Genomic DNA, 26,866 nt, shown 5'->3' on the forward strand with positions numbered 1-26,866 from the left:
ACTAGCCAAGCACGGAGAGTGCCGGTACTTCGTCACCGGTCCGGACCACACCGAGTCGCCGGGTCGCCCGCGTCAGGGCCACATACAGGTCGTTGAGCCCGCGCGGCGAGCCCGCGACGACCTCGTCCGGCGCGATCAGCACCACCGCGTCGAACTCCAGGCCCTTGGACCGCTCGACCGTCAGCACGCTCAGCCGCTCGTCGAAGGCGCCGAGCACGGCCGAGACCTCGTCGAACCGGCTCGCGGGCACCAGCACCGCGACGGTGCCACCGTCCACTGCGGACAGTTCCGCGGCCACCAGGCCGGGTAGTTCCGCCGCGAGGTCGGCCGGGTGCGCCGACCACGGCGGGACGCCGCTCTCCCGCACCGACGACGGCGCGGCCAGGGCCGGATCGACCTCGGCCAGCACCCGCGCCGCGACCGCCATGATCTCGACGGGCGTGCGGTAGTTGACGGTCAGCTGCTCGAGCCGCCACCGGTCCTCGACGTACGGCGAAAGCACCTCGCCCCACGACCGCGCACCACCCGCGGCACCGGTCTGCGCGACGTCTCCGACGAGCGTCATCGAGCGGTTCGGCGAGCGCCGCATGAGCAGTCGCCAGTCCATCGCGGACAGTTCCTGGGCCTCGTCGACGATCACGTGCCCGAACGTCCAGGTCCGGTCCTGCGCCGCGCGCTGGGCGGCGGTCAGCTCGCTGCGCTCCACCTGGCGCTCGGCGAACAGCTCGGCGTCCAGGACGTCCGAGACGCGCAGCAGCTCCTCGTCGATGATCTCCTCGTCCTGCTCGAGGATGTCGAGCACGCCCTCGGCGTACGCGCGGTCCTCGCGCTCACGGCGTTTCCGCTCGACGCGGGCCTCGGTGTCGTCGACGCCGATCAGCTCGGCCAGCTCGTCGAGCAGCGGGACGTCGGCGGGCGTCCACTTCGCGTCGCGGCTGCTCTCCAGCAGCGCGCGGTCGGTGTCGGGCAGGTGCTTCCGGGCGGCGCTGTCGAGGCGTTCGCGGTCGGCGAACAGGTCGTCGAGCACCCCTTCCGGCGTCAGGACCGGCCACAGCTCGTTCAGCGCGGCGACGATGTGCTCGTCCGCGGCCAGCTCCGCGCGGATGTCCTGCAGGTCCTGACCGTCCAGGAGGTCCTCCCCCAGCTTCCGCGAAGCCTGGCGGGTCAGGGCGTCGAGGACGTCGGAGACGAACAGGCGCCGCGCCGGGTTGTGCGGGCGCCGCGAGCGCCGGGCGCGGGTGCGGGCCTCGGTGCAGGTCTTGCGGTCGAGCTTGAGGACGTCGTGCTCGTACTCGATCTCCAGCACCGGGTCGGGGACGCGCTGGCGGTCGCGCACGGCGTTCGCGAGGACGTCGGCCATGACCAGCCGGCCCTTGATCTCGGCGGTCTCGCGCCGCTCGGCGCCGTCGGCGTCCAGGCCCGGGTAGAGCTGCCCGACGGTGGCGAGCAGCACACCCGTCTCGCCCAGCGACGGCAGCACCTGGCCGATGTAGCGCAGGAACGTGCTGTTCGGCCCGACGACGAGCACGCCGCGGGTCGTGAGCTGCTGGCGGTGGGTGTAGAGCAGGTACGCGGCGCGGTGCAGCGCCACGGCGGTCTTGCCGGTGCCCGGGCCGCCCTGCACGACCATGACCCCGCCGAGCGGGGCGCGGATGATCCGGTCCTGCTCGGCCTGGATGGTCGCGACGATGTCGCTCATCTCACCCGTGCGACGCTGCTCCAGCGCGGCGAGCAGCGCGGCTTCGCCGGCGAGCCCGAGATCCTGCCCCTGATCGGCGGCGGCGAGGTCGAGGATCTCGTCGTCGAAGCCGGTGACCTTGCGGGTCAGCGACCGCAGGTGCCGCCGCCGGCGTACCCCGTCGGGTGACGCGGCGGTGGCGAGGTAGAAGGGCCGCGCGACGGGCGCGCGCCAGTCGACGAGCAGCGGCTGGTAGTCGTCGTCCTCGTCGAACAGCCCGAGGCGGCCGATGTAGGTGGTCTCCTCGGTGCTGCCGGGCACGAAGTCGAGCCGCCCGAAGGCGAGGCCCTGCTCGACGGAACCGAGCTGGGCGAGCCGGTCGGTGTAGAGGGTGGTCGCGACGTCGCGTTCGGTGCGGGCCTGCGGGGTGCCGCCGGTCAGCCGCAGCGTCTCGTCGAGGCGCCGCTGGGCGTCGACGCGTTCGGCGTCGAGCTTGGTGTAGAGGGTGGTGACGTACGCCTGCTCACGAGCGAGCTCGGCGGCGTGTGTGTCGTCCGGCGAGACGGACAAGAGCATCCTGCTTTCGCCTCAAGGAAAAGGGCCAGCCAAGTTTAACGGCGACCACGGCGGGATCATTCCGGCCTGAGGTCGCAGTAGGGGTAGACCTCCGTACGGGAGTCATCGGCGGTGGCGGGGGCCCCGACGGGCGGGACGACCCACGTCTCCCGTTCTCCTGGCGAGCAGGAGGGGCTCGGCGGGAACTGCCGCTCGCCGCCGAGGTCGTTGCCGTGGACGTCGCGGAAGACGATCGGCAGATCGGCCGTGCCCTGGTCGCCCCCCACGATCCGGCCGGTGCGATCACGGAAGACCACGGCGGTGTCGCGGCTGGTCAGTGCCCGGCAGTTCGTGGACGTCTCGCGGTAATGGACATCGACGCTGACGGGGTTGTCCGGATAGAAGCGCAGAGTCCGGAGGTAGGTGGCGCCGACCGTCCCGAGGCTGCCCACGGCGGCGTGCGGCAGCCAGGCGTTCGGGCCCACGACGGCCTCGGCTCCGGCCACGGGGATTTCCCGCCGGTAGGCACCCGTTCCGGCGCCGATCCGCTGACCGGGCAGGAGCAGGGGAATCTCGACGCTCAGCTCGCCGGTCGTCAGTTCGGGAAGCTCGTGGCGCGCGGCGTCGAACAGCCGGAACCGCACCGGAATCCGGCGGGCGACCTCGGTGCTGGTGTTCTCCACGACGGCCCCGAGACTGACCAGACCGGACGGGCCTTGGCTGAATCCCTGCTCGACGACCTTGATCCCGCCCGGCGTTGACGCCGGTGTGCTCGCGGGGGCCCGGGCGGGGATGTCACAGCTGTCGTCCGAGGCGGATCCGCCGGTCCAGGGCAGCTTGCCATCCGCCGAGACGACGATGGCGGCGAGGACAACGACAACACCGAGTAGCGCCAGGAGACCTTTCCTGCTCATCCGTAGAACCGCTTCCTCAGGGCGCTGACCTTCGCCAGGTAGTCCTGGATCAGGATGGTCACAGCCTCCTTGGCGCGCGCCGCGAACTGTTCTTCGGCCAGCTCCCGGACCGTGCCGGGCACGATCTCCACCGATATCTCCTGCATGCCCACGCAGGTCAGGGCGATCCTGCCGTCGCTCGACTTCCCGCCGGCCTCGATCTTCGACCGTTCGCCGAGGAACTCGTGGTCCCGTTCGTCGCTCGGCGTGATATCGAGGGCGGACTCGTCGATCGCCGCTCGGTACTGCCGCAGCCAGCCCGCGTAAACTAGGCGTGCCAGCGCACCCAGTGAGCGCTCCAGCCCACGTTCGTCGGCGAACTCGTAGACGCTTTCGCCGAATGTGATCGTGATGTCCGTCCGATTGCGCAGCTCGGCCTCGATGTCGGCGCCGGGCGCCCGGACCCGTACCCGGATGCCGTCGAGCCGGTCGGCGAGTCTTCCCATGATCACATTCCTCAGTTCGAATCGCCGAGGCCGGCGTTGCCGGTGATCTCGCCGTCCGGAACCGAGACGAGAGCCGGACGAGCGGAGACGAAATACGAGCCGTGGCTGCCGAGCAGTTCCGTGACGTCGGCGACCTTTTCGGCAATCGTCGCTTCTGTCTTCTGGACCGCCTGCGTCAGCTGGTCGATCGCGGTCTTCATCGATCGGGTGATCTGCAAAGCCGTCTCCCCGCCTCCCTTGGGCGGATCCGGGACGTTGTCCGGCGGCAACACCGCCCCGACTTGTGCTGCCGCACCGATCACTTGCAACGTCAGCGGGGCGGCAACACCGTCCGTCGCCACGGTGAGGATGGCGGCGGCAGTGGCGCCGATCGAAGACAACACGGTGAAGGTCACGTTCCACGTGTTCTTGTCACAGCACTTGTTGTCGAACACGTCCATCGTGGCGTGCGCGATCTTGTCGATGTCGTCCCGGGTCTTAGCCCACATCGCCTGGTGGGCCTCCAGCGCGGCTTTGAGGATCGCGGTGAGGATGAACTGGTTGGCCGAGATCGCCGGGAACGGGTCTAGGAACTTCTGCTTGAAGAGCATCGCGGCCTGCCCCGACCAGTCCTGGAGGTAGTCGCTTGCCGTGTGCATCTTTTCCAGGGTCGGATTGGCCAGGTAGGGATTCTTGTCGATCGGGTCCTGGTCGATGTGGCCGCCGGACAAGTCGTGCATCGCGGCGGACAAGCCGTCGATCGTCGGCTGGTAACGGGCGGGTCGGGAATGCGCGAGAACGGCTTGAACAGGGGTTCGATCACCTGCTGGTAGTAGCCGTCGACACCCTGCCGGGCGTATTCCGGCTCGGTCTCGTGCTCGTCGAGAGCCCGTTTGATCGCCAAGAACTTGATCTCGCTCGCGTGGGCCATCAGTTCCTCGAAGCTCACGCGTCACCGCCCCGGTGTGGGCTCGCCACGTTCCGCGATCAGCTTGTGCAGCTGGTCCGCGGCGGCCCGGTCGTTCGACGAGTACATCTCGACGGCTTTGGCCAGCGCTGCCGCGGTGTCGTTCAGACTGGACTGGGTGTCCGTCATGAACTTCGCCGCGGCGCCGTGCAACTCGACCCAGGCCGCGTGCACCGGCCCCAGAGCGTCACCGCCGAAATGGTCCGGCCGCGTCATCACGCTGTCCAGACCGGACCGCGCTTGGCCGTATTTCGCGATGACATCACCGTAGACGGCGGATACCGATGGCAGATCGTCCTTGGCGACGACAAGCATCCGATAGAGGTCGACCGCGAGGTCGACACCGTGATCAGGCATTCACCCTCCCCGAGTTAAGCGCCCAACCGGGGAAGTTTCTCACAGTATGCGGCGAGACACTGAGAGTTTCGGAAAGGACGGTCCGGGGTCAGCCGCTGACGAGGTCACAGTAGGGGTAGACCTCGGTACCCGCCCCCGAGGTGAACGGGAACTCCCGGTCCCCCGGCGCACACGACACTCGATCAGCCGGCAGTTGCTCGGCGCCCACGATCCGGCCGGCTGCGTCGCGGTGCAGGACCGCGGCGCCCCGGCTGGTCAGCGCGCGGCAGTTCGCCGAGTGGTAGCGGACGCCGCCTGGGACGACCGTGGCGGTCACCGGGGTGAAGCCGCCCAGGGACTCCGGCGACAGCCAGGTGACCGAGCCGACAGCGCCGACCGCGGCGACACCGATGCGGGCTCCCGGCGTGAGCAGCGGCACCACGACGGGCCCGACCGGGATCCGGTACGCGACCTGGGTGCTCGTGTTCTCCAGCACAGTGCCGGACGACGACGTCTCGGCGACGTGGATCCCGCCACCACCCGGGGCCGCGTCGGGCGCCGAAGAGACCGCCGTGACGTGCGAAGGAATCGCGCAGCCGGTGCCCAGCAGCGTGTTCTGGTCCAGCGACACCTTGCGGCCGCCGATGTAGAGCAACGCCGCGAACAGGACGATCACGACCAGCGCGACGCCTGCGCGCCTCAACAGGATCAGAAGGGGAGGCCGAGCGTCGGCAGGCCGATGGCCGAGTCGACCGCCAGCGCCACGAACACGATCATCAGGTACGTGTTCGAGCGGTGGAACAGCGCCATCGGCTTGGTCTCCTCGCCGCGGCGGACCGCGGCCTGGAGGCTGTGCGCGTAGAAGAGGAACCAGCCGCCCGCGAGGATCGCGAACGTGCCGTAGAGCCACGACGTCACCGGGAGCAGCAGCAGCGTCCAGGCCACCATCACCCACGAGTAGATGACGATCTGCTTGGCGACGTGCTGGGCGGTGGCCACCACCGGGAGCATCGGGACGCCCGCGCGCTCGTAGTCGTCGCGGTACTTCATGCCCAGCGCCCAGGTGTGCGGCGGGGTCCAGAAGAAGATGACGCCGAACATCACGAACGCCGGCCACTGCACGGTGCCGGTGACGGCCGCCCAGCCGATGACGACCGGCATGCAGCCGGCCGCACCGCCCCAGACGACGTTCTGCGACGTGCGCCGCTTCAGGCCGAGCGTGTAGACGAAGATGTAGAAGAGGATCGTCGCGATCGCGAGGATCGCCGACAGCAGGTTCACCGTGAAGTAGAGCACCACGGCCGAGGCGACGCCCATCACCAAGCCGAAGATCAGCGCGCCGCGCCGCGGCACCGAGTCCTTCACCAGGGGACGCCGCTTCGTGCGGTTCATCACCTTGTCGATGTCCGCGTCGATCACGCAGTTGAGCGCGTTCGCGCTGCCCGCGGCCATCGTCCCGCCGACCAGCGTGGCGAGGACCAGCCACGGCGAGGGGATCTGACGGCCGGCCAGGAACATCGCCGGGATGGTGGTCACCAGGAGGAGCTCGATCACCCGCGGCTTCGCCAGCGCGGCGTAGGCGCCGACGACCTGGCGGATGCTTCGCCGGCCACCGTGCGGTCGTTCACCGGTCGGGTGCACGGCGCTGGTGTCCTCACTGCGTCCGTGCGCAGCGTTCACCAACGACATTTCACTCCCTGTGTCAGGTCGGGGCGGGCCCGATGCCGGAGGCGTGTGGTGCCGCTGAAAACCGCCGGTCTGAACCCTCGAACGATGTTAGACGTGGTGAATCCCGTGGGTGATCGCGGGTCCTCGACGGGCTCAAGCACTAGGCTGGCCGGGTCGGGCCGCGATTGCCCCTGCGCAGGGTCGCGAGCAGGAATATCGTCCCTTCGGGATCGATTGAGATAGATGACCCCGCGCACGGGTAACCGGAACGAGGAAGACCAGCCGCAACCATCATGACCGGGAGTTGGAGTTCAGTGTCCGATACCGCCCCTACCAGCGAGAACAACCCACTCCTGCGGCGTAACGTGCCCGCCGACTGGACCGACACCGACACCCGCGCCGTGGACACCGTCCGGGTACTCGCCGCGGACGCGGTCGAGAACTGTGGCAGCGGCCACCCCGGTACCGCGATGAGCCTGGCGCCGCTGGCCTACACGCTCTTCCAGCGCACGCTGCGTCACGACCCGAACGACCAGAACTGGCCGGGCCGCGACCGGTTCGTGCTGTCGGCCGGGCACAGCAGCCTGACCCTCTACATCCAGCTGTACCTCGCCGGCTACGGCCTCGAGCTCGAGGACCTCAAGCAGCTGCGCAAGTGGGGCTCGAAGACCCCGGGTCACCCGGAGTACCGCCACACCGACGGCGTCGAGACCACCACCGGCCCGCTCGGGCAGGGCCTGGCGAACGCCGTGGGCATGGCGATGGCCGCCCGCCGCGAGCGCGGCCTGCTGGACCCGGACGCCGCTCCCGGCGAGAGCATCTTCGACCACTTCATCTACTCCATCGCCTCCGACGGCGACATCGAAGAGGGCGTCACCGCCGAGGCGTCGTCCATCGCGGGCCGCCAGGAGCTGGGCAACCTGATCGTCTTCTGGGACGACAACAAGATCTCCATCGAGGACGACACGAACATCGCCCTTTCGGAGGACACGGTCGCGCGGTACGAGGCCTACGGCTGGCACACCCAGTTCGTCGAAGGCGGCGAGGACGTCGTCGCCCTCGAAGAGGCGATCAAGAACGCCAAGGCCGAGACCAGCCGCCCGTCGTTCATCGCGGTGCGGACCGTCATCGGCTACCCCGCGCCGAAGAAGATGGGCACCGGCAAGGCGCACGGCGCCGCGCTGGGCGCCGAAGAGGTCGCCGAGGTCAAGAAGATCCTGGGCTTCGACCCGGAGCAGTCGTTCCAGGTCGAGGACGACGTCATCAAGCACACCCGCCAGGCGCTCGAGCGCGGCAAGACCGCGCACGCCGAGTGGGCCGAGAAGTTCGCCGCGTGGGGCGAGGCCAACCCGGAGCGCAAGAAGATCGCGGACCGGATGTCCACCCGCACGCTGCCCGAGGGCTTCGCCGACAACCTGCCGAAGTGGGAGCCGGACGCCAAGGGCGTCGCCACCCGCAAGGCCTCCGGTGAGGTGCTCAACGCGCTCGCCGAGCCGCTGCCGGAGCTGTGGGGCGGGTCCGCGGACCTCGCCGAGAGCAACAACACCACGATGAAGGGCGCCGACTCGTTCGGCCCGGAGAAGGCTTCCACGGACATGTGGAAGACCAGCCCGTACGGCCGGACGCTGCACTTCGGCATCCGCGAGCACGCCATGGGCTCGATCCTCAACGGGATCGCGCTGCACGGCGGCACCCGCCCGTACGGCGCGACGTTCCTCATCTTCTCCGACTACATGCGCCCGCCGGTCCGGCTGGCCGCGCTGATGAAGGCGCCGGTCACCTACGTGTGGACGCACGACTCGATCGGCCTCGGCGAGGACGGGCCGACGCACCAGCCGATCGAGCAGCTCTCCGCGCTGCGCGCGATCCCGGGCCTCAACGTCGTCCGCCCGGCGGACGCCAACGAGACCGCCTACGCGTGGAAGGCCGTGCTGGAGGACATCCACCACCCGTCCGGCCTGGCGCTCACCCGCCAGAACGTGCCGGTGCTCGAGGGCACCAGCGCGGAAGGCGTCGCCAAGGGCGGGTACGTCCTGGCGGACTCCGACGGCACCCCGGACGTTGTGCTGATCGGCACCGGTTCCGAGGTCCAGCTCGCCGTCGAGGCGAAGAAGGTCCTCGATGCCGACGGCGTCAAGGCGCGCGTCGTCTCGATGCCGTGCGTCGAGTGGTTCGACGCGCAGGACGCGGCCTACCGCGAATCCGTCATCCCGGCCGGCGTGAAGGCCCGCGTGTCCGTCGAGGCGGGCATCGCCCAGTCGTGGCACCGCTTCACCGGTGACGCCGGGGTGAACGTTTCGATCGAGCACTTCGGCGCCTCCGCCGATGCCGCCACACTGTTCCGTGAGTTCGGTTTCACCACGGAAGCAGTCGTCGACGCCGCCCGCCGCTCGATCGCCAACACCAAGAACTGAAGGGGACATAGATGAGCAACGACAAGCTCGCGCAGCTGTCCGAGGCCGGTGTTTCGATCTGGCTGGACGACCTCTCGCGCGAACGCCTGAACACCGGCAACCTCGCCGCGCTGATCCGCGACAAGCACGTCGTCGGCGTGACGACCAACCCGACGATCTTCGCCAACGCGATGTCGAAGGGGGACGCCTACGACGAGCGGACGAAGGAACTCGCCGCCCAGGGCGCCGACGTCGAGGCGACCATCCGCGACCTGACCACGACCGACGTGCGCAACGCCGCGGACCTCTTCCGCGACGTCTACACCGCCACGAACGGCGTCGACGGCCGCGTCTCGATCGAGGTCGACCCGCGCCTGGCCAAGGACACCGACAAGACGGTGGCCGAGGCCCAGGACCTGTGGAAGACCGTCGACCGGCCGAACACGCTGATCAAGATCCCGGCTACCGAAGAGGGCCTGCCGGCGATCACGGCCACGCTCGCCGAGGGCATCAGCGTCAACGTCACGCTGATCTTCTCCGTCGAGCGCTACAAGAAGGTCATCGAGGCCTACTTCGCCGGGCTGGAGCAGGCGAAGGCCAACGGCCACGACCTGCGCGGCATCCACTCGGTCGCGTCGTTCTTCGTGTCCCGCGTGGACACCGAGATCGACAAGCGGCTCGACGCCATCGGCACCGACGAGGCCAAGGCCCTGCGCGGCAAGGCCGCCGTCGCCAACGCCCGGCTCGCCTACGCGGCCTTCGAGGAGCTCTCGGCCACGGACCGCTGGAAGGCCCTCGCGGCCGACGGCGCGCACGCGCAGCGCCCGCTGTGGGCCTCGACCGGCGTCAAGAACCCGGACTACTCCCCCACCCTCTACGTCGACGACCTGGTGGTGAAGGACACCGTCAACACCATGCCGGAGAAGACGATGGACGCCGTCGCCGAGCACTCCGAGCTCAAGGGTGACCAGGTGTCCGGCCGCGGCGCCGAGGCGCAGGAGGTCTTCGACAAGCTCGAAGCCGTCGGCATCGACATCACCGACGTGTTCCTGGTGCTGGAGAACGAAGGCGTCGAGAAGTTCGAGAAGTCCTGGACCGAACTGCTCGAGACCGTCAACGGCCAGCTGGAAAAGGCGAAGGGCTGAAGCACGACATGACGACAGGGGAAAAGACCGGCGTCGAGATCGTGGACGCCGAACTGGCGGAGCGCGCCGCGCCGCTGGCCGACCGGCTGGTCGCCGACCAGGCCGCGTCGAAGCTGGCCGCGAAGGACGCCACGCTCTGGGGGCCGGACGCCGAATCCGAGGCGTCGATCCGGCTGTCCTGGACGACGCTGCACAAGTCGTCCCGGCCGCTGATCGGCGAGATCGAGGCCCTGCGGACCGAACTGCGGTCCGAGGGCGTCGACCGGGTGGTGCTCGCCGGCATGGGCGGCTCGTCGCTGGCGCCGGAGGTCATCACCGGCACCGACGACGTCGCGCTGACCGTGCTCGACACCACCGACCCGGGTCAGGTCGCCGACGCGCTCGCCGGCGACCTCGAGCGCACGGTGATCGTCGTGTCGTCGAAGTCGGGCGGCACCGTCGAGACCGACAGCCACCGGCGGATCTTCGCGAAGGCGTTCACCGACGCGGGCATCGACGCAGGCCGGCGGATCGTGGTCGTCACCGACCCGGGCTCGCCGTTCCAGGCACTGTCCGAAAAGGAGGGTTACCGCAAGACCTTCCTCGCCGACCCGCACGTCGGCGGCCGCTACTCCGCGCTGACGGCGTTCGGGCTCGTCCCGGCCGGCCTCGCCGGCGCGGACGTCGCCCGCCTGCTCGACCAGGCCGCTTCGGTCGCCGAAGAGCTCGCCTCGGACTCGGTGGACAACCCGGGGGTCAAGCTGGCCGCCGCGTGGGCCGCCGCGCACGACGCCGGCGCCGAGAAGGTCGTGCTGGCCGACTCCGGTTCCGGCATCAAGGGTTTCCCGGACTGGGCCGAGCAGCTGATCGCGGAGTCCACCGGCAAGCAGGGCACCGGGTTGCTGCCGGTCGCGGTCGAAGGCACCGAAGCGCCCGGCTTCGCCGACGCGAAGGCCGACGCCACCGCCGTCGCCATCGGCGCCCCGAAGGGCGCGGCGAAGATCGCCGTCACCGGCTCGCTCGGCGCGCAGCTGCTGCTCTGGGAGTTCGCCACGGCACTGGCCGGGCGGCTGCTCGGGATCAACCCGTTCGACCAGCCCGACGTGGAAGCGGCCAAGAAGGCGACCCGCGCGCTGCTGGACGACCCGGAGAAGCTCAAGGGCGGCGAGACGGCGTCCACTGTGGACGGACCGGTCGAGATCTTCGGCAGCGAAGGCGTTTCGACGGACGGGAAGCTCGTGGACGTGCTCCGCGCGTTCTTCGGCTCCGCGCCGGAAGCCGGCTACATCGCCGTGCAGGCCTACCTGGACCGCCTCGACGACGCGTCGACGCAGCTGCTGCGCGGCGAGATCGCGAAGAGCACCGGGCTGCAGACGACGTTCGGCTGGGGCCCGCGGTTCCTGCACTCCACCGGGCAGTACCACAAGGGCGGCCACCAGAACGGCGTGTTCCTGCAGCTCACCGGCGCGGTGGAGCGGGATCTCGACGTGCCGGACCGGCCGTACACGCTGGGGCAGCTGCAGCACGCCCAGGCGCTGGGTGACGGCCAGGTGCTCGCCGAGCACGGCCGCCCGGTGCTGCGCCTGCACCTGACCGACCGGGCCGCGGGTCTCGCGGCCGTCGTCCGCGCGGTTCAGGAGGTCGTTGTGCAGGAGGGTGAAGCATGACCTGGAGCAACCCGCTGCGCGACGAGCGGGACAAGCGGCTGCCGCGCATCGCCGGGCCGTCCAGCCTGGTGATCTTCGGGGTCACCGGCGACCTGGCGCGCAAGAAGCTGATGCCCGCCATCTACGACCTGGCCAACCGCGGGCTGCTGCCCGCCGGCTTCTCGCTCGTCGGGTTCGCCCGCCGCGACTGGGAGCACCAGGACTTCGGCGAGCTCGTGCACGACTCGGTCAAGGCGCACGCGCGCACGCCGTTCAAGGAGTCGGTCTGGAACCGGCTCGCCGAAGGCATCCGGTTCGTGCAGGGCACGTTCGACGACGACGACGCCTTCGACCGGCTCGCGCAGACGGTCCAGGACCTCGACAAGGAACGCGGCACCGGCGGCAACACGGCGTTCTACCTGTCGATCCCGCCCGGCGCGTTCCCGGTGGTGACCAAGCAGCTGGCCCGTTCCGGGCTGGCCAACGCGGACGAGAACACCTGGCGCCGCGTCGTCATCGAGAAGCCGTTCGGCCACGACCTGAAGAGCGCCGAAGAGCTCAACGCGATCGTCAACGACGTCTTCCCCGAGGAGTCGGTGTTCCGCATCGACCACTACCTCGGCAAGGAGACGGTGCAGAACATCCTGGCGCTGCGCTTCGCGAACCAGCTGTTCGAGCCGATCTGGAACGCCAACTACGTCGACCACGTGCAGATCACCATGGCCGAGGACATCGGCCTCGGCGGCCGCGCGGGGTACTACGACGGCATCGGCGCCGCGCGCGACGTCATCCAGAACCACCTGCTGCAGCTGCTCGCCTTCACCGCGATGGAGGAGCCGCTGTCGTTCGAGCCGCGGGCCCTGCGCGCGGAGAAGATCAAGGTGCTCTCGGGCACCAGCGCGATCGGGCCGCTGAGCAAGACCACCGCGCGCGGCCAGTACGCGGGCGGCTGGCAGGGCGGCACGAAGGTGCCCGGTCTGCTGCAGGAAGAGGGCTTCGCGAAGGACTCGAAGACCGAGACCTACGCCGCGGTGACGCTCGAAGTGCAGAGCCGCCGGTGGGCCGGGGTGCCGTTCTACCTGCGCACCGGCAAGCGGCTCGGCCGCCGCGTCACCGAGATCGCCGTGGTGTTCAAGCGGGCGCCGCACCTGCCGTTCGACTCGACCTCGACCGAGGAGCTGGGGCAGAACGCCCTGGTCATCCGGGTGCAGCCGGACGAGGGCATCACGCTGCGGTTCGGCTCGAAGGTGCCGGGGACCACGATGGAGGTCCGCGACGTCACGATGGACTTCGGCTACGGGCACGCGTTCACCGAGTCCTCCCCCGAGGCCTACGAGCGCCTGATCCTCGACGTCCTGCTCGGCGAGCCGTCGCTGTTCCCGGTCAACGAAGAGGTCGAGCTGTCCTGGAAGATCCTCGACCCGGTCATCGAGCACTGGGCCAAGGAGGGTTCGCCGGAGCAGTACCCGCCGGGCACCTGGGGCCCGCCGTCCGCCGACGAAATGCTGGAGCGCACCGGCCGCAAATGGAGGCGCCCGTGATCATCGACCTGCCGTCCACCACGACTTCGGCGCTCAACAAGAAGCTGGTGGAGATCCGCGAACAGGGCGGGCAAGTCGCGCTCGGCCGGGTGCTGACGCTGGTCATCGTGGCCGACGACGACAGCCACCTCGAAGCGGCGATCGAAGCGGCCAACGGCGCGAGCCGCGAGCACCCGTCGCGGGTGATCGTGGTCGCCAAGGGCGCGCGCACCGCGTCGCCACGCATCGACGGCCAGATCCGCGTCGGCGGCGACGCCGGCGCGAGCGAGGTCATCGTGCTGCGGCTCTACGGCCCGCTGGCCTCCCAAGGCCAGAGCGCGGTCGTCCCGCTGCTGCTGCCGGACGCGCCGATCGTCTGCTGGTGGCCCGGCGCCGGCCCGAAGGACCCGGACAAGGACCCGCTCGGCGAGCTGGCCCAGCGCCGGATCACCGACTCGGCCGCGGAGAAGAGCCCCGTCAAGGCGCTCACCACGCGGGCGAAGGCGTACGCCGCCGGCGACACCGACCTGGCCTGGACGCGGCTGACGCACTGGCGCGCCCAGCTCGTCTCGGCGCTGGACCTGCCGCCGTACGAGAAGATCACCGCCGCGACGGTGACCGGCGAGGCCGAGTCGCCCTCGACCGAGCTGCTGGCCGCGTGGCTGGCCGAGTACCTGAAGGTGCCGGTCAAGCGCGTCAAGAGCTCGGGCGCGGCCGGGATCATCTCGGTGACCCTGGAGCGGCGTTCGGGCGCGGTGGAGCTGCACCGGCCCGACGGGCGCGTCGGCACGCTGACCCAGCCGGGCCAGCCGACCCGGCGGATCGCCCTGCAGCGGCGCAGCACGCAGGACTGCCTGGTCGAGGAGCTGCGACGGCTCGACCCGGACGAGGTCTACGAGGCGGCATTGCACGGCCTGGGCAAGATCACGTCCGGCACGAACGGCAAGACGGGCGCGCCGGCCAAGCCGGACGTCACGTCCCCGGCCGCCGCAGGCGCTGCCGCCGCTCCTGCTTCTCCGGACGCCGCTCCTGCTGCGGCTTCCGGTAAGCCGGCGAAGGCCAAGGCGGGTGCCAACGGCAAGAAGAGCACTTCATGAGCAAGACCGAGGTCGTCGTCTTCGCGAACCAGGACCTGCTGGCCGCCGCGGCGGCGGCCCGGCTGATCACGCGGCTGGTGGACGTCCAGGCGGCCAAGGGTTCGGCGTCGCTCGTGCTCACCGGCGGCGGCACCGGCATCGCGGTGCTGTCCGAGCTGCGCGCGTCGTCGGCCCGGGACGCGATCGACTGGTCGCGCCTGGACGTCTACTGGGGTGACGAGCGGTTCGTCCCGGCCGATTCGGACGAGCGGAACGAGAAGCAGGCCCGCGAGGCCCTGCTGGACCACGTCCCGCTCGACCCGAAGCGAGTCCACGCGGTAGCGGCCTCGGACGGCGAGTTCGGCGACGACCCGGACGCCGCGGCTCTGGCGTACGCCGAGGTCCTGGCCGCGAACGCGGGCCCGGACGACCACGGCGACGTCCCGTCGTTCGACATCATGCTGCTCGGCCTGGGCGGCGAAGGCCACACAGCGTCGGTGTTCCCGGAATCCCCGGCGGTGTACGAGAAGGAGCGTTCGGTGGTGGCGGTGCGCAACTGCCCCAAACCACCCCCGACGCGCGTTTCGCTGACACTGCCGGCCATCCGCCGAGCCCAGGACGTCTGGCTGATGACGGCGGGCGAGGCCAAGGCCGACGCGGTGGCGCTGGCGCTGTCGGGAGCGGGCGAAGTCCAGCTCCCGGTAGCGGGGGCCAGAGGACACCGCCGCACGCTGTGGCTCCTCGACCGCACGGCGGCGAGCAAACTCACGAAGGTGCACCAACCGCCGACGGCTTGATCATCGGAGGGTCTGTGAAGGCTTCTCTGCCAGCTCTTGGTGCTGGCGGAGAAGCCTTCACGGCTTTCCGGGCCCGACCTATGCAGCGTCAGCCACTCCCGCCAACAGGGTTGCGACCGTGCTGTGATCCGTGTGGCCCCTGGCACCTTCCAACAGCTGCCACAGCCGTCCCAGGCACTCCTCCGCCGATACCCACAGCGGAGCAGGCGGATAGGTGTCGGGAAGTTCGACGGTGCCTGTCGTGGAGTGCACCACCACGACCGCGGTCACCTTGTGGTGCGAGGGCAGGGCCGCTCGCCAACTCCGGACGGTCTCCGTCAACGCGGATGTCGACTGCCCGATGTACACCCCGTCGCAGTGGACCCGGCCGTCGGACGTGGTGCGGTAACGGCCGTCCGGCCAGCAGACCGACTCGACGAGCACCAGGGAATGCCCGCGACTGATCGTGTGCGGCACCGGCGGAAGGGACGTGCCGGGCGGGCGAGTGGCCAGAAAGATCCGCACGCCGGGCGCCTCGATGCCGCTCAGGAGCGCACTGGTCCGCTCGGCTGCACCTCGGGCGCTGCCGCCAATCGGACGCAGGGGTCGTCGTTGACTGTCGCTGATCCCGGCCAGCGTCCCGTGGCAGGCACGGCGGAAGAGCGTCGGCGGCACCGCCATTCTGGCCCGCCGCCGCCGGCCGAACTGCCAGACCAGCCAAAATACTAACGGCGGCGCGCCTATCAAGATCACAAAGGCTGCCGTTCGCCACCATTGTGAGCCGTGTTCGGGCAGGATTCGGACCACGAGCCAAACAGTGACCATCCAGGCAGTAACCCGAATGGTGGTCGCGCCGACTACATGCCTGTGTTCCGGATTTTTGAGCATCGTTGTCTCCAGTGCTGCACTCGGTCGCCGGGCAGGGCGATCCGAGTATCGAACCGGCGGCTACCGATGATCTTCCGTTTTTCTTCTGAGCCGCCTGCAACATCGGAAGAACCAACGACGAAATGAGGTGCTGGGGGTGATCTACAAACTGCTCGGCGAACTCGACGTACGCCACGAAGGCAGAGGACTGGACCTGCCGACCGGATATGCCCTGACGTTGCTGGGTGCACTCTTGCTGAACGCGAACCGCCAGATGTCCCATGCCGATCTCCTCAAGGCAGCCTGGGGAAGCACAGCAGTCGGAATCACTCAGCTGCACAAGCAGATCGCCACGTTGCGCACGTTGCTCAACCGGATCGACCGGCGCGACGACCTCGTGACACATCGCGGTTTCGGGTACGAGATGCGGATGCCAGAATCGGAATCCGATCTCCTCGTCTTCGAGCGGCTGATCAAGGAAGCCGACGCTGCTCAAACCGATCGGCGAGCCGAAGACGAACTGAAATCCCTCCGGGAGGCACTCGGGCTCTGGCGGGGGACACGGCCGTTGGCCAACGTTTCCACCACTACTTTTCAGGAGCGGATAAACGCTCTCCAGCAACGCCGCAAACGCGCTCTGATCCGCGCGGCGGAGCTGGACCTCGGTCGTCGTGACTACGCCCGGATGCTCGACGTGCTGTCCTCCGCGGCCAGTGAGTTCCGCACCGACTCTCGGATGCACGAATTGCTGATGATCACCCTTCACCGGCATGGTCAAGCCACCGAAGCCTACGAAGCCTACGAACGACATGCCAAGGCCCTGGCGGAGCAGACCGGCGCCGAACCAGCCGCGGAACTGCGAGACCTGAACTACGCCATCGCCCGTGGCGACGACGAATGGGTAGCGGCGGCCGAAACCAGGATCACGGGGTGGTTCGGCACGGCCGCCGTCGTGGGGGCACGGCCGGACCCCGCGCCCGTGCCCCGGCAGCTGCCACCCGATCTCCCGGACCTCGTAGGCCGGGAAGACCTGATCGCCGAGGCGACCTGGTTACTGGGCCGAGCCCCGCAGCGGGCGGCGCCGGTGCTGGTGATTTCGGGTCCTGGCGGCATCGGCAAGACCGCACTGGCGCGGCGGATCGCACACCTGTCGAGCGATCACTACCCCGACGGTCAGCTGTACGCCCAGCTCGGTGCCGCAGCCGATCGGAAGATCGACACGGCGGAGGTACTGGCTCAGCTACTCCGGGCGTTCCACGTCCCGGTGGTGCCTGATACCCGTGAGGAGCGGATCGCAGCCTATCGGACGATGCTGTCGGACCGCCGGGTGCTGGTGGTCCTCGATGACGCAGCGAACGAAGCCCAGATCCGCGACCTCGTCCCGGCGAACCCGGCGTGCGGAGTACTGGTCACTTCGCGGCGGCGCCTGCCCGGGATCTCCGGTGTGCACCACGTGCCACCGCTGGCACCATTGCGGCAGGACACCGCTCGAGAGCTGTTCCTCAAGACCGTGGCCCGAGCCGGCATCGACCTGACCCGAGAAACCAAGGCCGTCGAGGCCGTCGTCGCGCTGTGCGGCGGGCTCCCCCTGGCCCTGCGGATCGCGGCGTCCCTGCGGGTCCACGAACACCCACGCCCGACGGCGGAACTCGCTCGTCGCCTGGCCGCCCAGGGCACGGCCGCGCTGCGGTACGGAGATCTCAACGTCGCGCGCACTATCGGCGCGGGGCTCGACCGGCTGGGCACTGCCGCGCAACGGCTCTTCCTGGGTTTGGGCCTCGTCCCCCTGCCTCGGGCTGGCCTGTGGACCGCTGCCGCGGTGCTCGACGACGAAGGCGATCCGGGCACGGCGTTGTCCGAACTGGCCGCGAGCACCATGATCGACGTGGTCGAAGCCGATGTGCGCTACCAGTTCCACGAGTTGACGCGGGACTACGCACATCGACGCGCGCTCACCGAGTACCCCGGTGCCGCCGAGCAGGTCGCGACGTGCACTCGGGTTTATCGCGCACTCCTCAGCTTGACCCGCCGGGCACACGCCACACTGTACGGCGGCGATTTCGAGGTGGTACACAGCACCGAACCACCGTGGACGGCACCGGCGGACGCCGAAGCGGAGGTCGACGACGACCCATTGGCGTGGTTCGACAAGGAGCGGCTGAACATTCGCGCCGCCGTCGACCACTGCGCCGCTCTGGGCCTCACCGAGCTGTGCTGGGACCTTGCCGTTTCCGCACATGAGTTTTACACGATCGGGGCACACTTCGACGACTGGCACGCCACGCACACGACCGCGCTTCACGTTTGTCGGCAAGCAGGCGACTCACGAGGCGAAGGAATCGTGCTGGCCTGCCTCGGTCAACCGGCTCTGGTGGCGAGCCGGCGAGCCTCCGGCACACCTACTGTAGCCGAACTGCACCACTCGGTGACGTTGCTGGCCGCCGCCGGTGACCGGCACGGCCAGGCCATCGCGTTGCGGACCCTCGCGAACGCCTTGCGCCGAGGCGGCCAGTTGACCCGGCCCCTCGCCCTGTTCGACGAGGCTTTGGGCCACTACGAGGCGAGCGGCGACGCGATCGGGCGATGGCAAGCACTGCGGTTCATCGGCCAGACCCGGCTCGACATGGGTCAGCCGGCGAAGGCGCTCGAGGTCCTGAACGAGGCGAAATCCCTGGCCTGCGAACTCGGCACGCCACGACCACTCGCCCAGACCGAGTACTGGATCGGCCAAAGCCTCGTGGCCGCCGGCGACCTAGACGGCGCACGGACGGCGTTCCTGGCGATCCTGCGGGAGTATTGTGATGCGAGCGGAATCGGGCGGGGGTACGCCTTGCAGGGGCTCGCTCAAACGGCCGTCCGGGCGGGTTCCGCCGAAGAGGCCCGACGGTACCTCGATGAGGCGATGGCGGTGGCGGCGACCTGCGCCGACGCACTGCTGGACGGCCGTACCCGGATGTCGGCCGCGGAGTTCCTCGGCAGCCGGGGGCAGCGCGAACAGCAAATGACCGAACTGCGCAACGCCATCACCCGGTTCGCCGAGTGCGGCGCCGTTCACCTGCAAGCCGCCGCCTTGCACGCACTCGGCAACGCACTGACCCCCTACGACCCCGGCGCCGCCAAACGTATCCGCTCCCGGATCGCCGAGCTGTACGCCGCCCTCGACGTGCCCTTCGAAGACCAGATCTTCCGGTCCTGAACTCTTTTGCGTGCAACGCCTGCTGCGGAGAGAGGAGCCACAGCAGGTTTCAGCGCGCCGAATCGCCGCGAAGAATCGGCGGGGTGAGGATCTTCGCCTTTCCGCGCCGGTAAAGCGCCGCCGGCCGCCCGATATCGGCCACCCGCTGTTCGCCGGTCGGCTCGACGAATCCGGCCGTGTGCAGGACCTTCCGGCTGAAGTTGCGCTGATCCAAGGACGATCCCCACACCACTTCGTACACAGTGCGCAACTCCGCCATCGTGAACGTGGTTCCGCAGAACACTGTCGCGAGTGTCGTGAGCTCCAGCCGGGTCCGGGCCTGATCGACCGCATCCTGGGTGATCCGCGGGTGGTCGAACGCCAGGTCGCCGATCACCTGGTCGACTGGTGCCCACGCGGCCGCCGCCGCGTCCGAGCCGGCAGTGGGGATCGGCAGGTCCGGCGCGATCGCCAGGTAGGCGACGCTGACCACGCGCCCGCGCGGGTCCCGCTCGGGCGCACCATAGGTGGCGAGCTGCTCCAGGTGCAACGCTCCCCCGTCAAGGCCGGTCTCTTCGGCGAGCTCGCGCTCCGCGGCGGCGCGGAGATCTTCGCCGCTTCTCAGGAAGCCACCAGGCAGCGCCGGGCGCCCCTGGAAGGGTTTGTTGGCGCGTTCGATCACCAGCATCTGGAGGCTTCGTTCGCGCACGGTCAGGATGACCAGGTCGACGGCGAGCCGCAGAGTCTCGTGTACACGTTCCGGCATCCCTGAAATCTAGCTTACTGTCGCCTTGACATAAACCCGAGGGTCGACTTATTGTCAACATGACAGGAACGCCTCTCCCGCCTGGCTTACGACCGGCGGACAACCAGGCGTCGCACTCCGTCGGCCGGCGCCGGCCGACGGCCCTGTCGTGACCAACTGGTCCGGGTACCGCCGGGGCCGGCCGCCCCACCTGCTGCCGCCGGCCGGACAGCGGCAGGACCGCGGCATCCGTTTCCCGTTCACTTGGAACTGTCCGGAAAGGAAAGATCATGTCCGTCAGCCTGCGCTACAAGGTGACCGCCGCGGTGGTGGCCGCTGCCACCGCCCTGACCACCTTCTTCACCTGCTCGGCGGGGATCGCGGCCGCCGAGGACCACTTCTGCACGGCCGGGACGAACTGGGACAACAGCATCCAGGCCTGCCGGTAGAAGTCGGTAGGAATCCGGAAGGAAGCCGCTGAATCCTGAATGCGGCGACCACCGTTGCGTCCTGACGCGGCGGCGGGGCCACTCGGCTCCGCCGCCGCCCCGAACCAGCCCGAGCAGGAAGGAGGCTCCCGTGACCGACTCGGACGTCAGTATCCGTCGATCAACGATCGAGCGCATCCCGTTGTTCCGCCGCGGTTTCCGGCCTGAGCCGCGACGACATCTCCCTCGATGGGTACGCCGGCTCCTGCTCGGCATCGCCGCCGCGGCAATGTTCGCGGCGGTATTGGTCTCGTGCAACGAGTCCCGGAAGCCGGCCAGCCTGGCGGCTTCCACCCTGCAAGGGCCGCGGCTGGTCACCGGGCGGATCTGTATCGAAGAAGCGGTGGACGTCTCCAGTTCCATGGAGCCTTTCACCGCCCCTCGGGAGGTCGCAGAACGCGAACTGTTCACTTTCGCCCGGCGGGAACTCCGGCCGGACGATCAGCTCGCCGAAGCTTTCTTCGCCGGCTCCGGGGAGATGGCGCTCCGACCGGCAGCCCTGTCCACCCTGTCCGCTCCCGCCGGGATTCCGGCCGGGATCGACTACAACGGGACGAATCTCCTGCCCGCGGTCGACAAGCTCGACGCGGCACGCAACGGGCAGCAGTGCGCGGCCCGGGCGCTGGTGGTCATCACCGACGGTGTGCTCGGCGACGAGGCCGTCGCGCTCGGCCGGCACCTCCGGGAGAGCGGGTACACCCGGGTGTTCGCGGTGATTCCGACGGAAACGGGATGGGGCCGACCGGACCAGCTCTCCGGGAGCGAACTGGCTTCCGTTTCCGTGTACCACTTCACCGGCTCCGGCCTGTCCGGACGGATCGCGTCGATCGTCGCCGACGCCAAGCCACTCGACGTGGTCTTCGGCGACATCATCAGCTCTTTGACCGGCCAGACACTGTCCGAAAAGGATAATTGAGCGAGCGAGGGGAACCACTATGAAGCTGGGCAAGAAGCGCAATCCGGGATCACGATCCGACCGGAGCGACCGTCCGCTCCGATACGGGCCGATGGCACGAACGTCGGATTGGCTGTGCGCCGGCCGCGACGGCCGGGCCGGTCTGCCCGAGGTCGTCCAGCCCGCGATCCCCCCGTCACCCGAGGCGGGTGGCGAGAACGCCGCGCCGTGGACGACGCCGCGAACGGTGTTCCTCGGCCAGCTCGGCCGGGGCCGCGCAGAAGCGGAATGGCTCCTGTACCAAAAGGACGTGGCCGAAAGCCAGGTCCGGCTGACTCGTGTGCGTGCCAACCGCGGGACGGCAGCCCGGGACCTCGCTGCCGCGGAACAACGGCTCGCGGACCTTGCCGAGCCGACCGAAGAGGAGCTTCGCACCCGGACGAGCGGCGAGGAACGTACGGACGGGTCGGTGCTGGTCGCGCGTCGGCGGCGCGACCACACCGACCGCCGGGTGCGTCTCGAACAGGAGGTCGCCCGGATCCGCGGCACGCTGACCGAATGTGACATCGAGATCGCCGAACTGCGTGAACGGATCAGGGTCAGGTTCGAACGTGCGCGTACCGGCGCCGACCTCATCGGCGCGTACGTCCAGCGCCGGTGCGCCGCCTATCTCACCCGGCTCGTCCGGAAACACCCCGAAGGCAAGCAGGTCGGTGCTCTCGTCCGCTCAGGCTGGCACGACCGCCCCCGCTGGTCCACCTGGGACAGTCCACCCGAGCTCGCCGACCCCGCCGGAGGTGCGTGATGGCATTCCCCCTGATCGGCTGGTGGAGACGGCGGAAGCAGCCGGACACCACAACGTTCACCCGGGCGACCACCGGCGAGCTGGACATCGTCATGGCTCCGCCGTACGTGCTCTCCGAGTCTGAAATGGACGGCGCTCACGGGCGAGTGGACGAGATGATCGAGCGGCTCAAGCCGGACGCGCTGGACGCGGGATCGCGCGAGGTCCTCAACAACCTGATCAACGCTTGGACCGATCAGTCGCTAGCCCGGCTGAAGGCCGACCGGGACGAACGGCAGGCCGTGGGAGACATCCTCGTCGGGTTGGCCGAAGAAGAGGTGACCCGGCGCAAGCCACGCTACGACGCCGACCTCGCGAAAGCACTGCACATGCGCAACGCTTTGGACATCACCTTTTCCGAACTGGCAACGCAAAAGACCGGCGAGCTCAGAGATGCCTGGCCACAGCGCCTCGATCACGGACACCTCGAGCCGACCCTGGGTCCGCTCGGGCCTGCTAGCACCGTTCCGCCGTCAACTGTGGACGACGAAGGCGACCGGGACGGCAGCAGTGCCGTGAGCGACGAGGACGACCGCACCGATGAGGCCGATCCTCCGGAGTTCCGGCCTTACACCATTCCCCCACCACCGTTGATCAAGCCCCCGCAAACGCGCAATGGCGACCACGACCCCGGGAAGCCCGCCTACCGTGAGGAGCCCCAGTGAAAGCCTCCCCCCAGGACCGCCTACCCGCGGAATACGGACACCCGGCGGAGGTGGCAGGCATTCCGCTGACGGAGCTTGCCCACTTCCTGCTGCTCCTGCTCATCGCCGGCGCCGACTTCGCGGTGTTCCGGCAGGTGCTGTCAATCATCATGTCGAAGCAACCTGCCGAGGTCGTCCTGGCCGCGACGATCGGCGTCACCGTGTGCTCGCTCATGCTCGCGCACGTCGTCGGCCGGTTGCTGCGCGACAAGGCCGCGCAGTACCGGCCCGTGCCGACCCGCTACGTACTGGGCTTGAGCCTCGGTTGGCTGGTACTCGGGGTTGCGGCCTTCTTCGTGCGCATCCTGGTCGCCGAGGCGGACACCGCCGCGAAGAGCAAGACGGCCGCGGCAACCGCATGGGCCGAGCAGACCTCCGGTGCTCTCTTGTTCGCCGCCTTTTACGTGGCCTCGGGGCTGGTGGCCGCGGTCGGTGCCTACTTCACGCACAACCCACTTCGCACGCACTATCGCAAAGCATCGGCCGGATTCCGCCACGCGAACCGAAAGCTCACCCGCTCGCAGCCGCCTTACCAGCGCGCCTTGGGCGTGCTGAAGCTCCACAAAGACAGCCGTGTACGCGAGGAGATGAACTATCTAGCGGCGAAAGCCGAGCGTCACGCCTTCGCCGACGACCTCAAACGCTATGCGGCGGTCGCAATCGCCGCACATCTGCAGAACCCGTCGGCGACCGACGGCATGACCCTGCCGGACCGCATTCCCTTCCCCAGGCCGCCCGCCGCAGGCGGCTCCGAACCCGATGACGAAATCGAAACGAGGTAACCGTGCCCGTGAAACTCAAGTGGATCACACGTCCGCTGGCCGTCCTGCTGACCTTGCCGGCCTGCGCGCTGATGGCAGCCTGCGGGCCCGACCTCCAGCCCTGCCCGACTTCCCCGGTACCGGGTGGGCTGGCCGTGGCGGTCGGCGATCGGGCGAACTCGCCCAAGCCGGCCTGGCCTGCCGAACTCGACGCGGAACTTCAGACCCTGACCCAGACCGCCGGACCGGGGGTCCAGGACCGTGGGGTAACCCTGGTCCGGGCCGATGGCCGGCCGGCGATCGGCTGTGTCCTCTCCTATGGCGGTGATGAGGAAAACCCCGAGGCGACGGCGCACGCCAAGAACGTGTTCCTCGAATCCGTTCAGGACGAAGCCGTCAACCTGGCCGCCGCGGCGCCCGAGGCGAACCCGCTCGAGGCAATCAGCCACGCCGCCGCGGCGGCCGGTCCGGGCGGGACGGTGGCCCTGATCGACTCCGGCCTGCAAACGGTGGCGCCCCTCGACTTCCGAGCCGACCACCTGCTCGACAAGAACACCGACTGGCTTGTCTCCGCCTTGGTTCAGAAACACGCGCTGCCCGATCTCAGCGGCCGGAAGGTCATCCTGAGCGGGATCGGCTACACCGCACCGCCGCAGGCCGAGCTGTCGGTGGGCGACCGTGCTCACCTGATCGAGCTGTGGCAGAAGATCGCACGTGCGGCCGGGGCCCGCGAGGTCGTCATCGTGGCGAAGCCGGACACCACACCGCCGGACGCAGGACTGCCTGATGTGGGCGAAATCCCGATCCAGCCACCGGGCAACCCTGTTCCGGACTGCAACCAGGATGCCGTCCTCCCCGATGACGGCGCGGTGGGCTTCGTCCCCGGGCACACGGAATTCCGTCACGAGAAGCAGGCGACTGCCACCTTGCAGACCATCTCCGACTGGTTGAAGGGCCATTCGTCGGCCAAGGGGAAAATAACCGGATCCATCGCGCACTACGGCTCCGACGATGGCCTCTCCAAGCGCCGGGCGGACCGGGTGCGTTCCGTCCTGGTCGGGCTCGGCGCCCGGCCGGATCAGCTGTCTGCCGCCGGCGAGGGCTGGGGACCGTTCCCCAGCAAGACCGCCGGGGGCAGCCCGGAGTTCGACCCGCTGAACCGCCGCGTGGTCATCTCGTTCACCTGCGTTTGAAGGGTTGATCCTTGAGACAGAACCCGGGACGGGCGTGCCGGAACACGGAGTCCGGCACGCCCCAGCTGACGTTGCAGGAGTGCCGGCGTGCCGCACGAGAGCTGCGCAAGACACCAGACGGCCGCCGCGCATGCCAGGCCTTGCGGCCGCGTACGGTCGGCGGCTGGGCACGCGACCGCGCGCCGCTCACTCTGATGCTGTATGCAGCGGCACGCGACAACCGGCTCATCTGGCAAGGAACGGACGGGTTCGCCCTGCTCGAACCGCCCCTCGTCCGCCCGCGCGCACCACGCTGGTGGGGTCTGCGACACGCGCTGGCCGACCGGGCGGACCGGAACTGGAGCACAGTCGTACTTTCCGCACCACCGTTGCTGGCCTTTCTGTGCGTGCTGGCGTTGCTCCCGTTCCGGGCGCTCTGGTGGACGGCGATCATCCTGCTGTTCATAGTGGTCATCTACGTGGCGGCCTTCCTGACGGTCGCCTTGCTGAGACCGCTGTTCTCCCGGCGTCCGCGGGGCCCGGCCCCGGTCCAGTTGCAGTTGCTGTCCGGGGAACACTGGACGATGACCCTGTTCCACCAGGTGAATCCAGCGCGGATCGACGAGCTGTTCGACCGGGTGCGGGAGCGGTTGCGCGAGCTCTTGATCGCCGAGACCGCAACGTTCGGCAGGCTGACGGGAACCGAGGTGACAGAGGCACGGGTCTCGAAGTCTCTGGTCTGCCGGCACGACGGCATCACAACGTCCACGGCACGAGAACGCATTGCCGCCCGGCACGGAGGCCCGGCCGGTCACGATGGCTTCTCGATTTCCCCGTTCGAGGCACACCCGGACGACGCCGAACGCACCCCGGGCAGGCCCATCGCTTTCGTGCGGCTGTACTTCTTCGGCCTCACAGCCGTCTTGCTGATGCTCGCACAGACACTTTCGTCCGAGGAACGCGGCGCGTGTGCACAGGTCACCTGCACCCGCGCGGCAAGCAGCTACTGGGACGCCCTGACTTGGATCGGGTACGAGGTCGTCTGGCGACAGCCTCCGCACACCGACCCAGTGACCGGCTGGGCGGTCGTGCTCGGCTGGGTGCTCACGCCCCTGCTGCCGCTGACCGTCCTCGTTTCTTTGACCGCCGCGCTTCGCCACTGGCGGTACCTCGACGCCATTCGCCCGGACAAGGGAGGCACCCACGTGCACACTCGCCTGCTGATCGTCACCGTCACCGAGACCGAACGCGACGCCGTGATCACCGCTTTCGAAGACTACGTCCGCGCCGACGCCACCCCTAGCTTCACCCACAAGGTTCCGAAGATTCGGCTGGGGGAGATCGCCGGCACGGAAATCTTCCTGATCCAGGCCGCGATCGCCGGCGCGATCGGTGCCGCGACCGTCTCCTCGGTCGTCGCCGACGCCATCCGGGACCTGAAGCCGCACTGCGCGATCATCGCCGGGATCTGCTATGGGCTCAAGCCGGCTGAACAGAAGCTCGGCGACGTCCTGGTCTCTTCGGTCATCCGCGATCTCGACTACGGCAAGTTCGAAGAGGTGGCGGGAAACCTGCGGCTTCGAGACCGTGGCGAACGAGTGGCTCCCTCGCCCGCACTGCACCTGGCAAGTCTCGCCGCGCAGCGGGGGTGGCAGCTCGAGTCGGGGATCCGGGTCCGGTTCGGCGAGATGCTGTCGTGGAACAAGGTGATCAACTCCGGGCTCGTGGTGGAGGCTCTGCGCGAGCGCTACCCGGATGCCATCGGCGGCGACATGGAGGGGTCGGCGTTCCACGCCGCCGTGCGGTGGGCCGGTATCGAAGGCATCGTGATCAAGTCGATCTGTGACTGGGCCGAAAGCAAGTCGGACGAGTTCCACGAGACGGCGGCGGCCAACTCGGCCAGGTTCGTGCTGCACCTCGTGAAGATCGGTGCGCTGGGCAGCGCACGACGCGCCCCGGCTTGACGCCGCCTCTGCGCCGGCTCGTGGCACGTCCGGCCACGCCCGGCTTCAGGTGGTCACAGCATAAAGCTCGTCCTAGTGGCTCCGGCTGGTCAGACTGGCTTTCCTGCCCGATTCTGTCGCCAGCGGTCGTCCTG

Annotated in this window: 23 protein-coding genes; 14 read left to right on the plus strand and 9 right to left on the minus strand. The window is 69.1% G+C overall.

Annotation, left to right across the window (positions count from 1 at the left end):
• Nucleotide 1: 1 nt before the first annotated feature.
• The 7 genes from OG494_RS21355 to OG494_RS21385 all read right to left on the minus strand — a co-directional run bounded on the left by OG494_RS21355 (nucleotide 2) and on the right by OG494_RS21385 (nucleotide 6,603).
• The gene (locus OG494_RS21355; RefSeq protein ID WP_328458370.1) at nucleotides 2-2,254 is read right to left on the minus strand and encodes a HelD family protein; all 2,253 of its coding nucleotides are present in this window, start codon (nucleotides 2,252-2,254) and stop codon (nucleotides 2-4) included.
• A gap of 56 nt (nucleotides 2,255-2,310) precedes the next feature.
• Nucleotides 2,311-3,147 carry a hypothetical protein gene (locus OG494_RS21360; protein WP_328458371.1) on the minus strand — a complete coding sequence of 279 codons (837 nt, stop codon included), beginning with the start codon at nucleotides 3,145-3,147 and terminating at the stop codon, nucleotides 2,311-2,313.
• Nucleotides 3,144-3,632, minus strand: a complete 489-nt coding sequence (locus tag OG494_RS21365; protein WP_328458373.1) for a hypothetical protein — start codon at nucleotides 3,630-3,632, stop codon at nucleotides 3,144-3,146. The genes OG494_RS21360 and OG494_RS21365 overlap by 4 nt, the downstream gene beginning before the upstream one ends.
• 11 nt (nucleotides 3,633-3,643) lie before the next feature.
• Nucleotides 3,644-4,363 (minus strand): hypothetical protein, encoded by a 720-nt coding sequence (locus OG494_RS21370; RefSeq protein WP_328458375.1) that lies wholly within the window; start codon nucleotides 4,361-4,363, stop codon nucleotides 3,644-3,646.
• Nucleotides 4,364-4,563: 200 nt separating this feature from the next.
• Nucleotides 4,564-4,935 (minus strand): hypothetical protein, encoded by a 372-nt coding sequence (locus OG494_RS21375; protein ID WP_328458377.1) that lies wholly within the window; start codon nucleotides 4,933-4,935, stop codon nucleotides 4,564-4,566.
• Between the two features lie 88 nt (nucleotides 4,936-5,023).
• The gene (locus OG494_RS21380) at nucleotides 5,024-5,617 is read right to left on the minus strand and encodes a hypothetical protein (protein WP_328458379.1); all 594 of its coding nucleotides are present in this window, start codon (nucleotides 5,615-5,617) and stop codon (nucleotides 5,024-5,026) included.
• A gap of 5 nt (nucleotides 5,618-5,622) precedes the next feature.
• Complete coding sequence (locus OG494_RS21385) at nucleotides 5,623-6,603, minus strand: heme o synthase (protein WP_328458381.1); 981 nt, start codon at nucleotides 6,601-6,603, stop codon at nucleotides 5,623-5,625.
• A gap of 293 nt (nucleotides 6,604-6,896) precedes the next feature.
• Between OG494_RS21385 and tkt the strand changes: the two genes are divergently transcribed.
• Genes tkt through pgl form a run of 6 tightly spaced genes read left to right on the plus strand, consistent with a single transcriptional unit; the run spans nucleotide 6,897 to nucleotide 15,138 of the window.
• Nucleotides 6,897-8,996 (plus strand): transketolase, encoded by a 2,100-nt coding sequence (tkt, locus tag OG494_RS21390; protein WP_328458383.1) that lies wholly within the window; start codon nucleotides 6,897-6,899, stop codon nucleotides 8,994-8,996.
• Nucleotides 8,997-9,007: 11 nt separating this feature from the next.
• Nucleotides 9,008-10,120 (plus strand): transaldolase, encoded by a 1,113-nt coding sequence (tal, locus tag OG494_RS21395; RefSeq protein WP_328458385.1) that lies wholly within the window; start codon nucleotides 9,008-9,010, stop codon nucleotides 10,118-10,120.
• Between the two features lie 8 nt (nucleotides 10,121-10,128).
• The gene (locus tag OG494_RS21400; RefSeq protein WP_328458386.1) at nucleotides 10,129-11,766 is read left to right on the plus strand and encodes a glucose-6-phosphate isomerase; all 1,638 of its coding nucleotides are present in this window, start codon (nucleotides 10,129-10,131) and stop codon (nucleotides 11,764-11,766) included.
• Nucleotides 11,763-13,286, plus strand: a complete 1,524-nt coding sequence (gene zwf / locus OG494_RS21405) for a glucose-6-phosphate dehydrogenase (protein ID WP_328458387.1) — start codon at nucleotides 11,763-11,765, stop codon at nucleotides 13,284-13,286. Before OG494_RS21400 ends, zwf begins: the two co-directional genes overlap by 4 nt.
• Nucleotides 13,283-14,362 carry a glucose-6-phosphate dehydrogenase assembly protein OpcA gene (gene opcA, locus OG494_RS21410; protein ID WP_328458389.1) on the plus strand — a complete coding sequence of 360 codons (1,080 nt, stop codon included), beginning with the start codon at nucleotides 13,283-13,285 and terminating at the stop codon, nucleotides 14,360-14,362. The genes zwf and opcA overlap by 4 nt, the downstream gene beginning before the upstream one ends.
• Nucleotides 14,359-15,138, plus strand: coding sequence for a 6-phosphogluconolactonase (pgl, locus tag OG494_RS21415; RefSeq protein ID WP_328458391.1), 780 nt, complete (start codon nucleotides 14,359-14,361; stop codon nucleotides 15,136-15,138). The genes opcA and pgl overlap by 4 nt, the downstream gene beginning before the upstream one ends.
• Nucleotides 15,139-15,216: 78 nt before the next feature.
• Here the strand turns inward: pgl and OG494_RS21420 are convergent, their stop codons facing one another.
• Nucleotides 15,217-16,005 carry a hypothetical protein gene (locus OG494_RS21420; protein WP_328458393.1) on the minus strand — a complete coding sequence of 263 codons (789 nt, stop codon included), beginning with the start codon at nucleotides 16,003-16,005 and terminating at the stop codon, nucleotides 15,217-15,219.
• Between the two features lie 136 nt (nucleotides 16,006-16,141).
• On the opposite strand from OG494_RS21420, the gene OG494_RS21425 reads away from it, so the two are divergent.
• The gene (locus OG494_RS21425) at nucleotides 16,142-19,180 is read left to right on the plus strand and encodes an AfsR/SARP family transcriptional regulator (protein WP_328458395.1); all 3,039 of its coding nucleotides are present in this window, start codon (nucleotides 16,142-16,144) and stop codon (nucleotides 19,178-19,180) included.
• A 49-nt stretch (nucleotides 19,181-19,229) separates the two neighbouring features.
• On the opposite strand, the gene OG494_RS21430 is transcribed toward OG494_RS21425, so the two are convergent.
• On the minus strand, nucleotides 19,230-19,925 hold the full coding sequence (locus OG494_RS21430) for an NUDIX hydrolase (RefSeq protein WP_328458397.1): 696 nt from the start codon (nucleotides 19,923-19,925) through the stop codon (nucleotides 19,230-19,232).
• A 269-nt stretch (nucleotides 19,926-20,194) separates the two neighbouring features.
• Here OG494_RS21430 and OG494_RS21435 point away from each other — a divergent pair, with 269 nt between their 5' ends.
• The 7 genes from OG494_RS21435 (at nucleotide 20,195) to OG494_RS21465 (ending at nucleotide 26,732) form a co-directional block, all read left to right on the plus strand.
• The gene (locus OG494_RS21435; protein ID WP_328458399.1) at nucleotides 20,195-20,353 is read left to right on the plus strand and encodes a hypothetical protein; all 159 of its coding nucleotides are present in this window, start codon (nucleotides 20,195-20,197) and stop codon (nucleotides 20,351-20,353) included.
• 130 nt (nucleotides 20,354-20,483) lie between these two features.
• The gene (locus tag OG494_RS21440) at nucleotides 20,484-21,308 is read left to right on the plus strand and encodes a hypothetical protein (RefSeq protein ID WP_328458401.1); all 825 of its coding nucleotides are present in this window, start codon (nucleotides 20,484-20,486) and stop codon (nucleotides 21,306-21,308) included.
• 19 nt (nucleotides 21,309-21,327) lie between these two features.
• Nucleotides 21,328-22,092: a hypothetical protein gene (locus OG494_RS21445; RefSeq protein WP_328458404.1), complete on the plus strand. Its 765-nt coding sequence runs from the start codon at nucleotides 21,328-21,330 to the stop codon at nucleotides 22,090-22,092.
• Entirely contained in the window at nucleotides 22,092-22,796 is a 705-nt protein-coding gene (locus tag OG494_RS21450) for a hypothetical protein (RefSeq protein ID WP_328458406.1), read from the plus strand. Before OG494_RS21445 ends, OG494_RS21450 begins: the two co-directional genes overlap by 1 nt.
• The gene (locus OG494_RS21455; protein WP_328458408.1) at nucleotides 22,793-23,617 is read left to right on the plus strand and encodes a hypothetical protein; all 825 of its coding nucleotides are present in this window, start codon (nucleotides 22,793-22,795) and stop codon (nucleotides 23,615-23,617) included. Before OG494_RS21450 ends, OG494_RS21455 begins: the two co-directional genes overlap by 4 nt.
• A gap of 2 nt (nucleotides 23,618-23,619) precedes the next feature.
• On the plus strand, nucleotides 23,620-24,789 hold the full coding sequence (locus tag OG494_RS21460) for an OmpA family protein (protein ID WP_328458410.1): 1,170 nt from the start codon (nucleotides 23,620-23,622) through the stop codon (nucleotides 24,787-24,789).
• 194 nt (nucleotides 24,790-24,983) lie between these two features.
• The gene (locus OG494_RS21465) at nucleotides 24,984-26,732 is read left to right on the plus strand and encodes a 5'-methylthioadenosine/S-adenosylhomocysteine nucleosidase family protein (RefSeq protein ID WP_328458412.1); all 1,749 of its coding nucleotides are present in this window, start codon (nucleotides 24,984-24,986) and stop codon (nucleotides 26,730-26,732) included.
• Nucleotides 26,733-26,866: the final 134 nt, after the last annotated feature.

The sequence above is a fragment of the Amycolatopsis sp. NBC_00438 genome (assembly GCF_036026695.1).
In the GTDB taxonomy this organism is placed as follows: domain Bacteria; phylum Actinomycetota; class Actinomycetes; order Mycobacteriales; family Pseudonocardiaceae; genus Amycolatopsis.

Excerpts from the sequence above, each read along its gene's own strand:
- OG494_RS21365 (WP_328458373.1), bottom strand. The coding sequence starts at position 3,632 with ATGGGAAGACTCGCCGACCGGCTCGACGGCATCCGGGTACGGGTCCGG.
- OG494_RS21400 (WP_328458386.1), top strand. The coding sequence starts at position 10,129 with ATGACGACAGGGGAAAAGACCGGCGTCGAGATCGTGGACGCCGAACTG.
- OG494_RS21385 (WP_328458381.1), bottom strand. The coding sequence starts at position 6,603 with ATGTCGTTGGTGAACGCTGCGCACGGACGCAGTGAGGACACCAGCGCC.
- OG494_RS21445 (WP_328458404.1), top strand. The coding sequence starts at position 21,328 with ATGAAGCTGGGCAAGAAGCGCAATCCGGGATCACGATCCGACCGGAGC.
- tal (WP_328458385.1), top strand. The coding sequence starts at position 9,008 with ATGAGCAACGACAAGCTCGCGCAGCTGTCCGAGGCCGGTGTTTCGATC.
- OG494_RS21355 (WP_328458370.1), bottom strand. The coding sequence starts at position 2,254 with ATGCTCTTGTCCGTCTCGCCGGACGACACACACGCCGCCGAGCTCGCT.
- zwf (WP_328458387.1), top strand. The coding sequence starts at position 11,763 with ATGACCTGGAGCAACCCGCTGCGCGACGAGCGGGACAAGCGGCTGCCG.
- OG494_RS21420 (WP_328458393.1), bottom strand. The coding sequence starts at position 16,005 with ATGCTCAAAAATCCGGAACACAGGCATGTAGTCGGCGCGACCACCATT.
- pgl (WP_328458391.1), top strand. The coding sequence starts at position 14,359 with ATGAGCAAGACCGAGGTCGTCGTCTTCGCGAACCAGGACCTGCTGGCC.
- OG494_RS21450 (WP_328458406.1), top strand. The coding sequence starts at position 22,092 with ATGGCATTCCCCCTGATCGGCTGGTGGAGACGGCGGAAGCAGCCGGAC.
- OG494_RS21435 (WP_328458399.1), top strand. The coding sequence starts at position 20,195 with ATGTCCGTCAGCCTGCGCTACAAGGTGACCGCCGCGGTGGTGGCCGCT.
- OG494_RS21430 (WP_328458397.1), bottom strand. The coding sequence starts at position 19,925 with ATGCCGGAACGTGTACACGAGACTCTGCGGCTCGCCGTCGACCTGGTC.
- OG494_RS21360 (WP_328458371.1), bottom strand. The coding sequence starts at position 3,147 with ATGAGCAGGAAAGGTCTCCTGGCGCTACTCGGTGTTGTCGTTGTCCTC.
- OG494_RS21375 (WP_328458377.1), bottom strand. The coding sequence starts at position 4,935 with ATGCCTGATCACGGTGTCGACCTCGCGGTCGACCTCTATCGGATGCTT.
- OG494_RS21465 (WP_328458412.1), top strand. The coding sequence starts at position 24,984 with ATGCTGTATGCAGCGGCACGCGACAACCGGCTCATCTGGCAAGGAACG.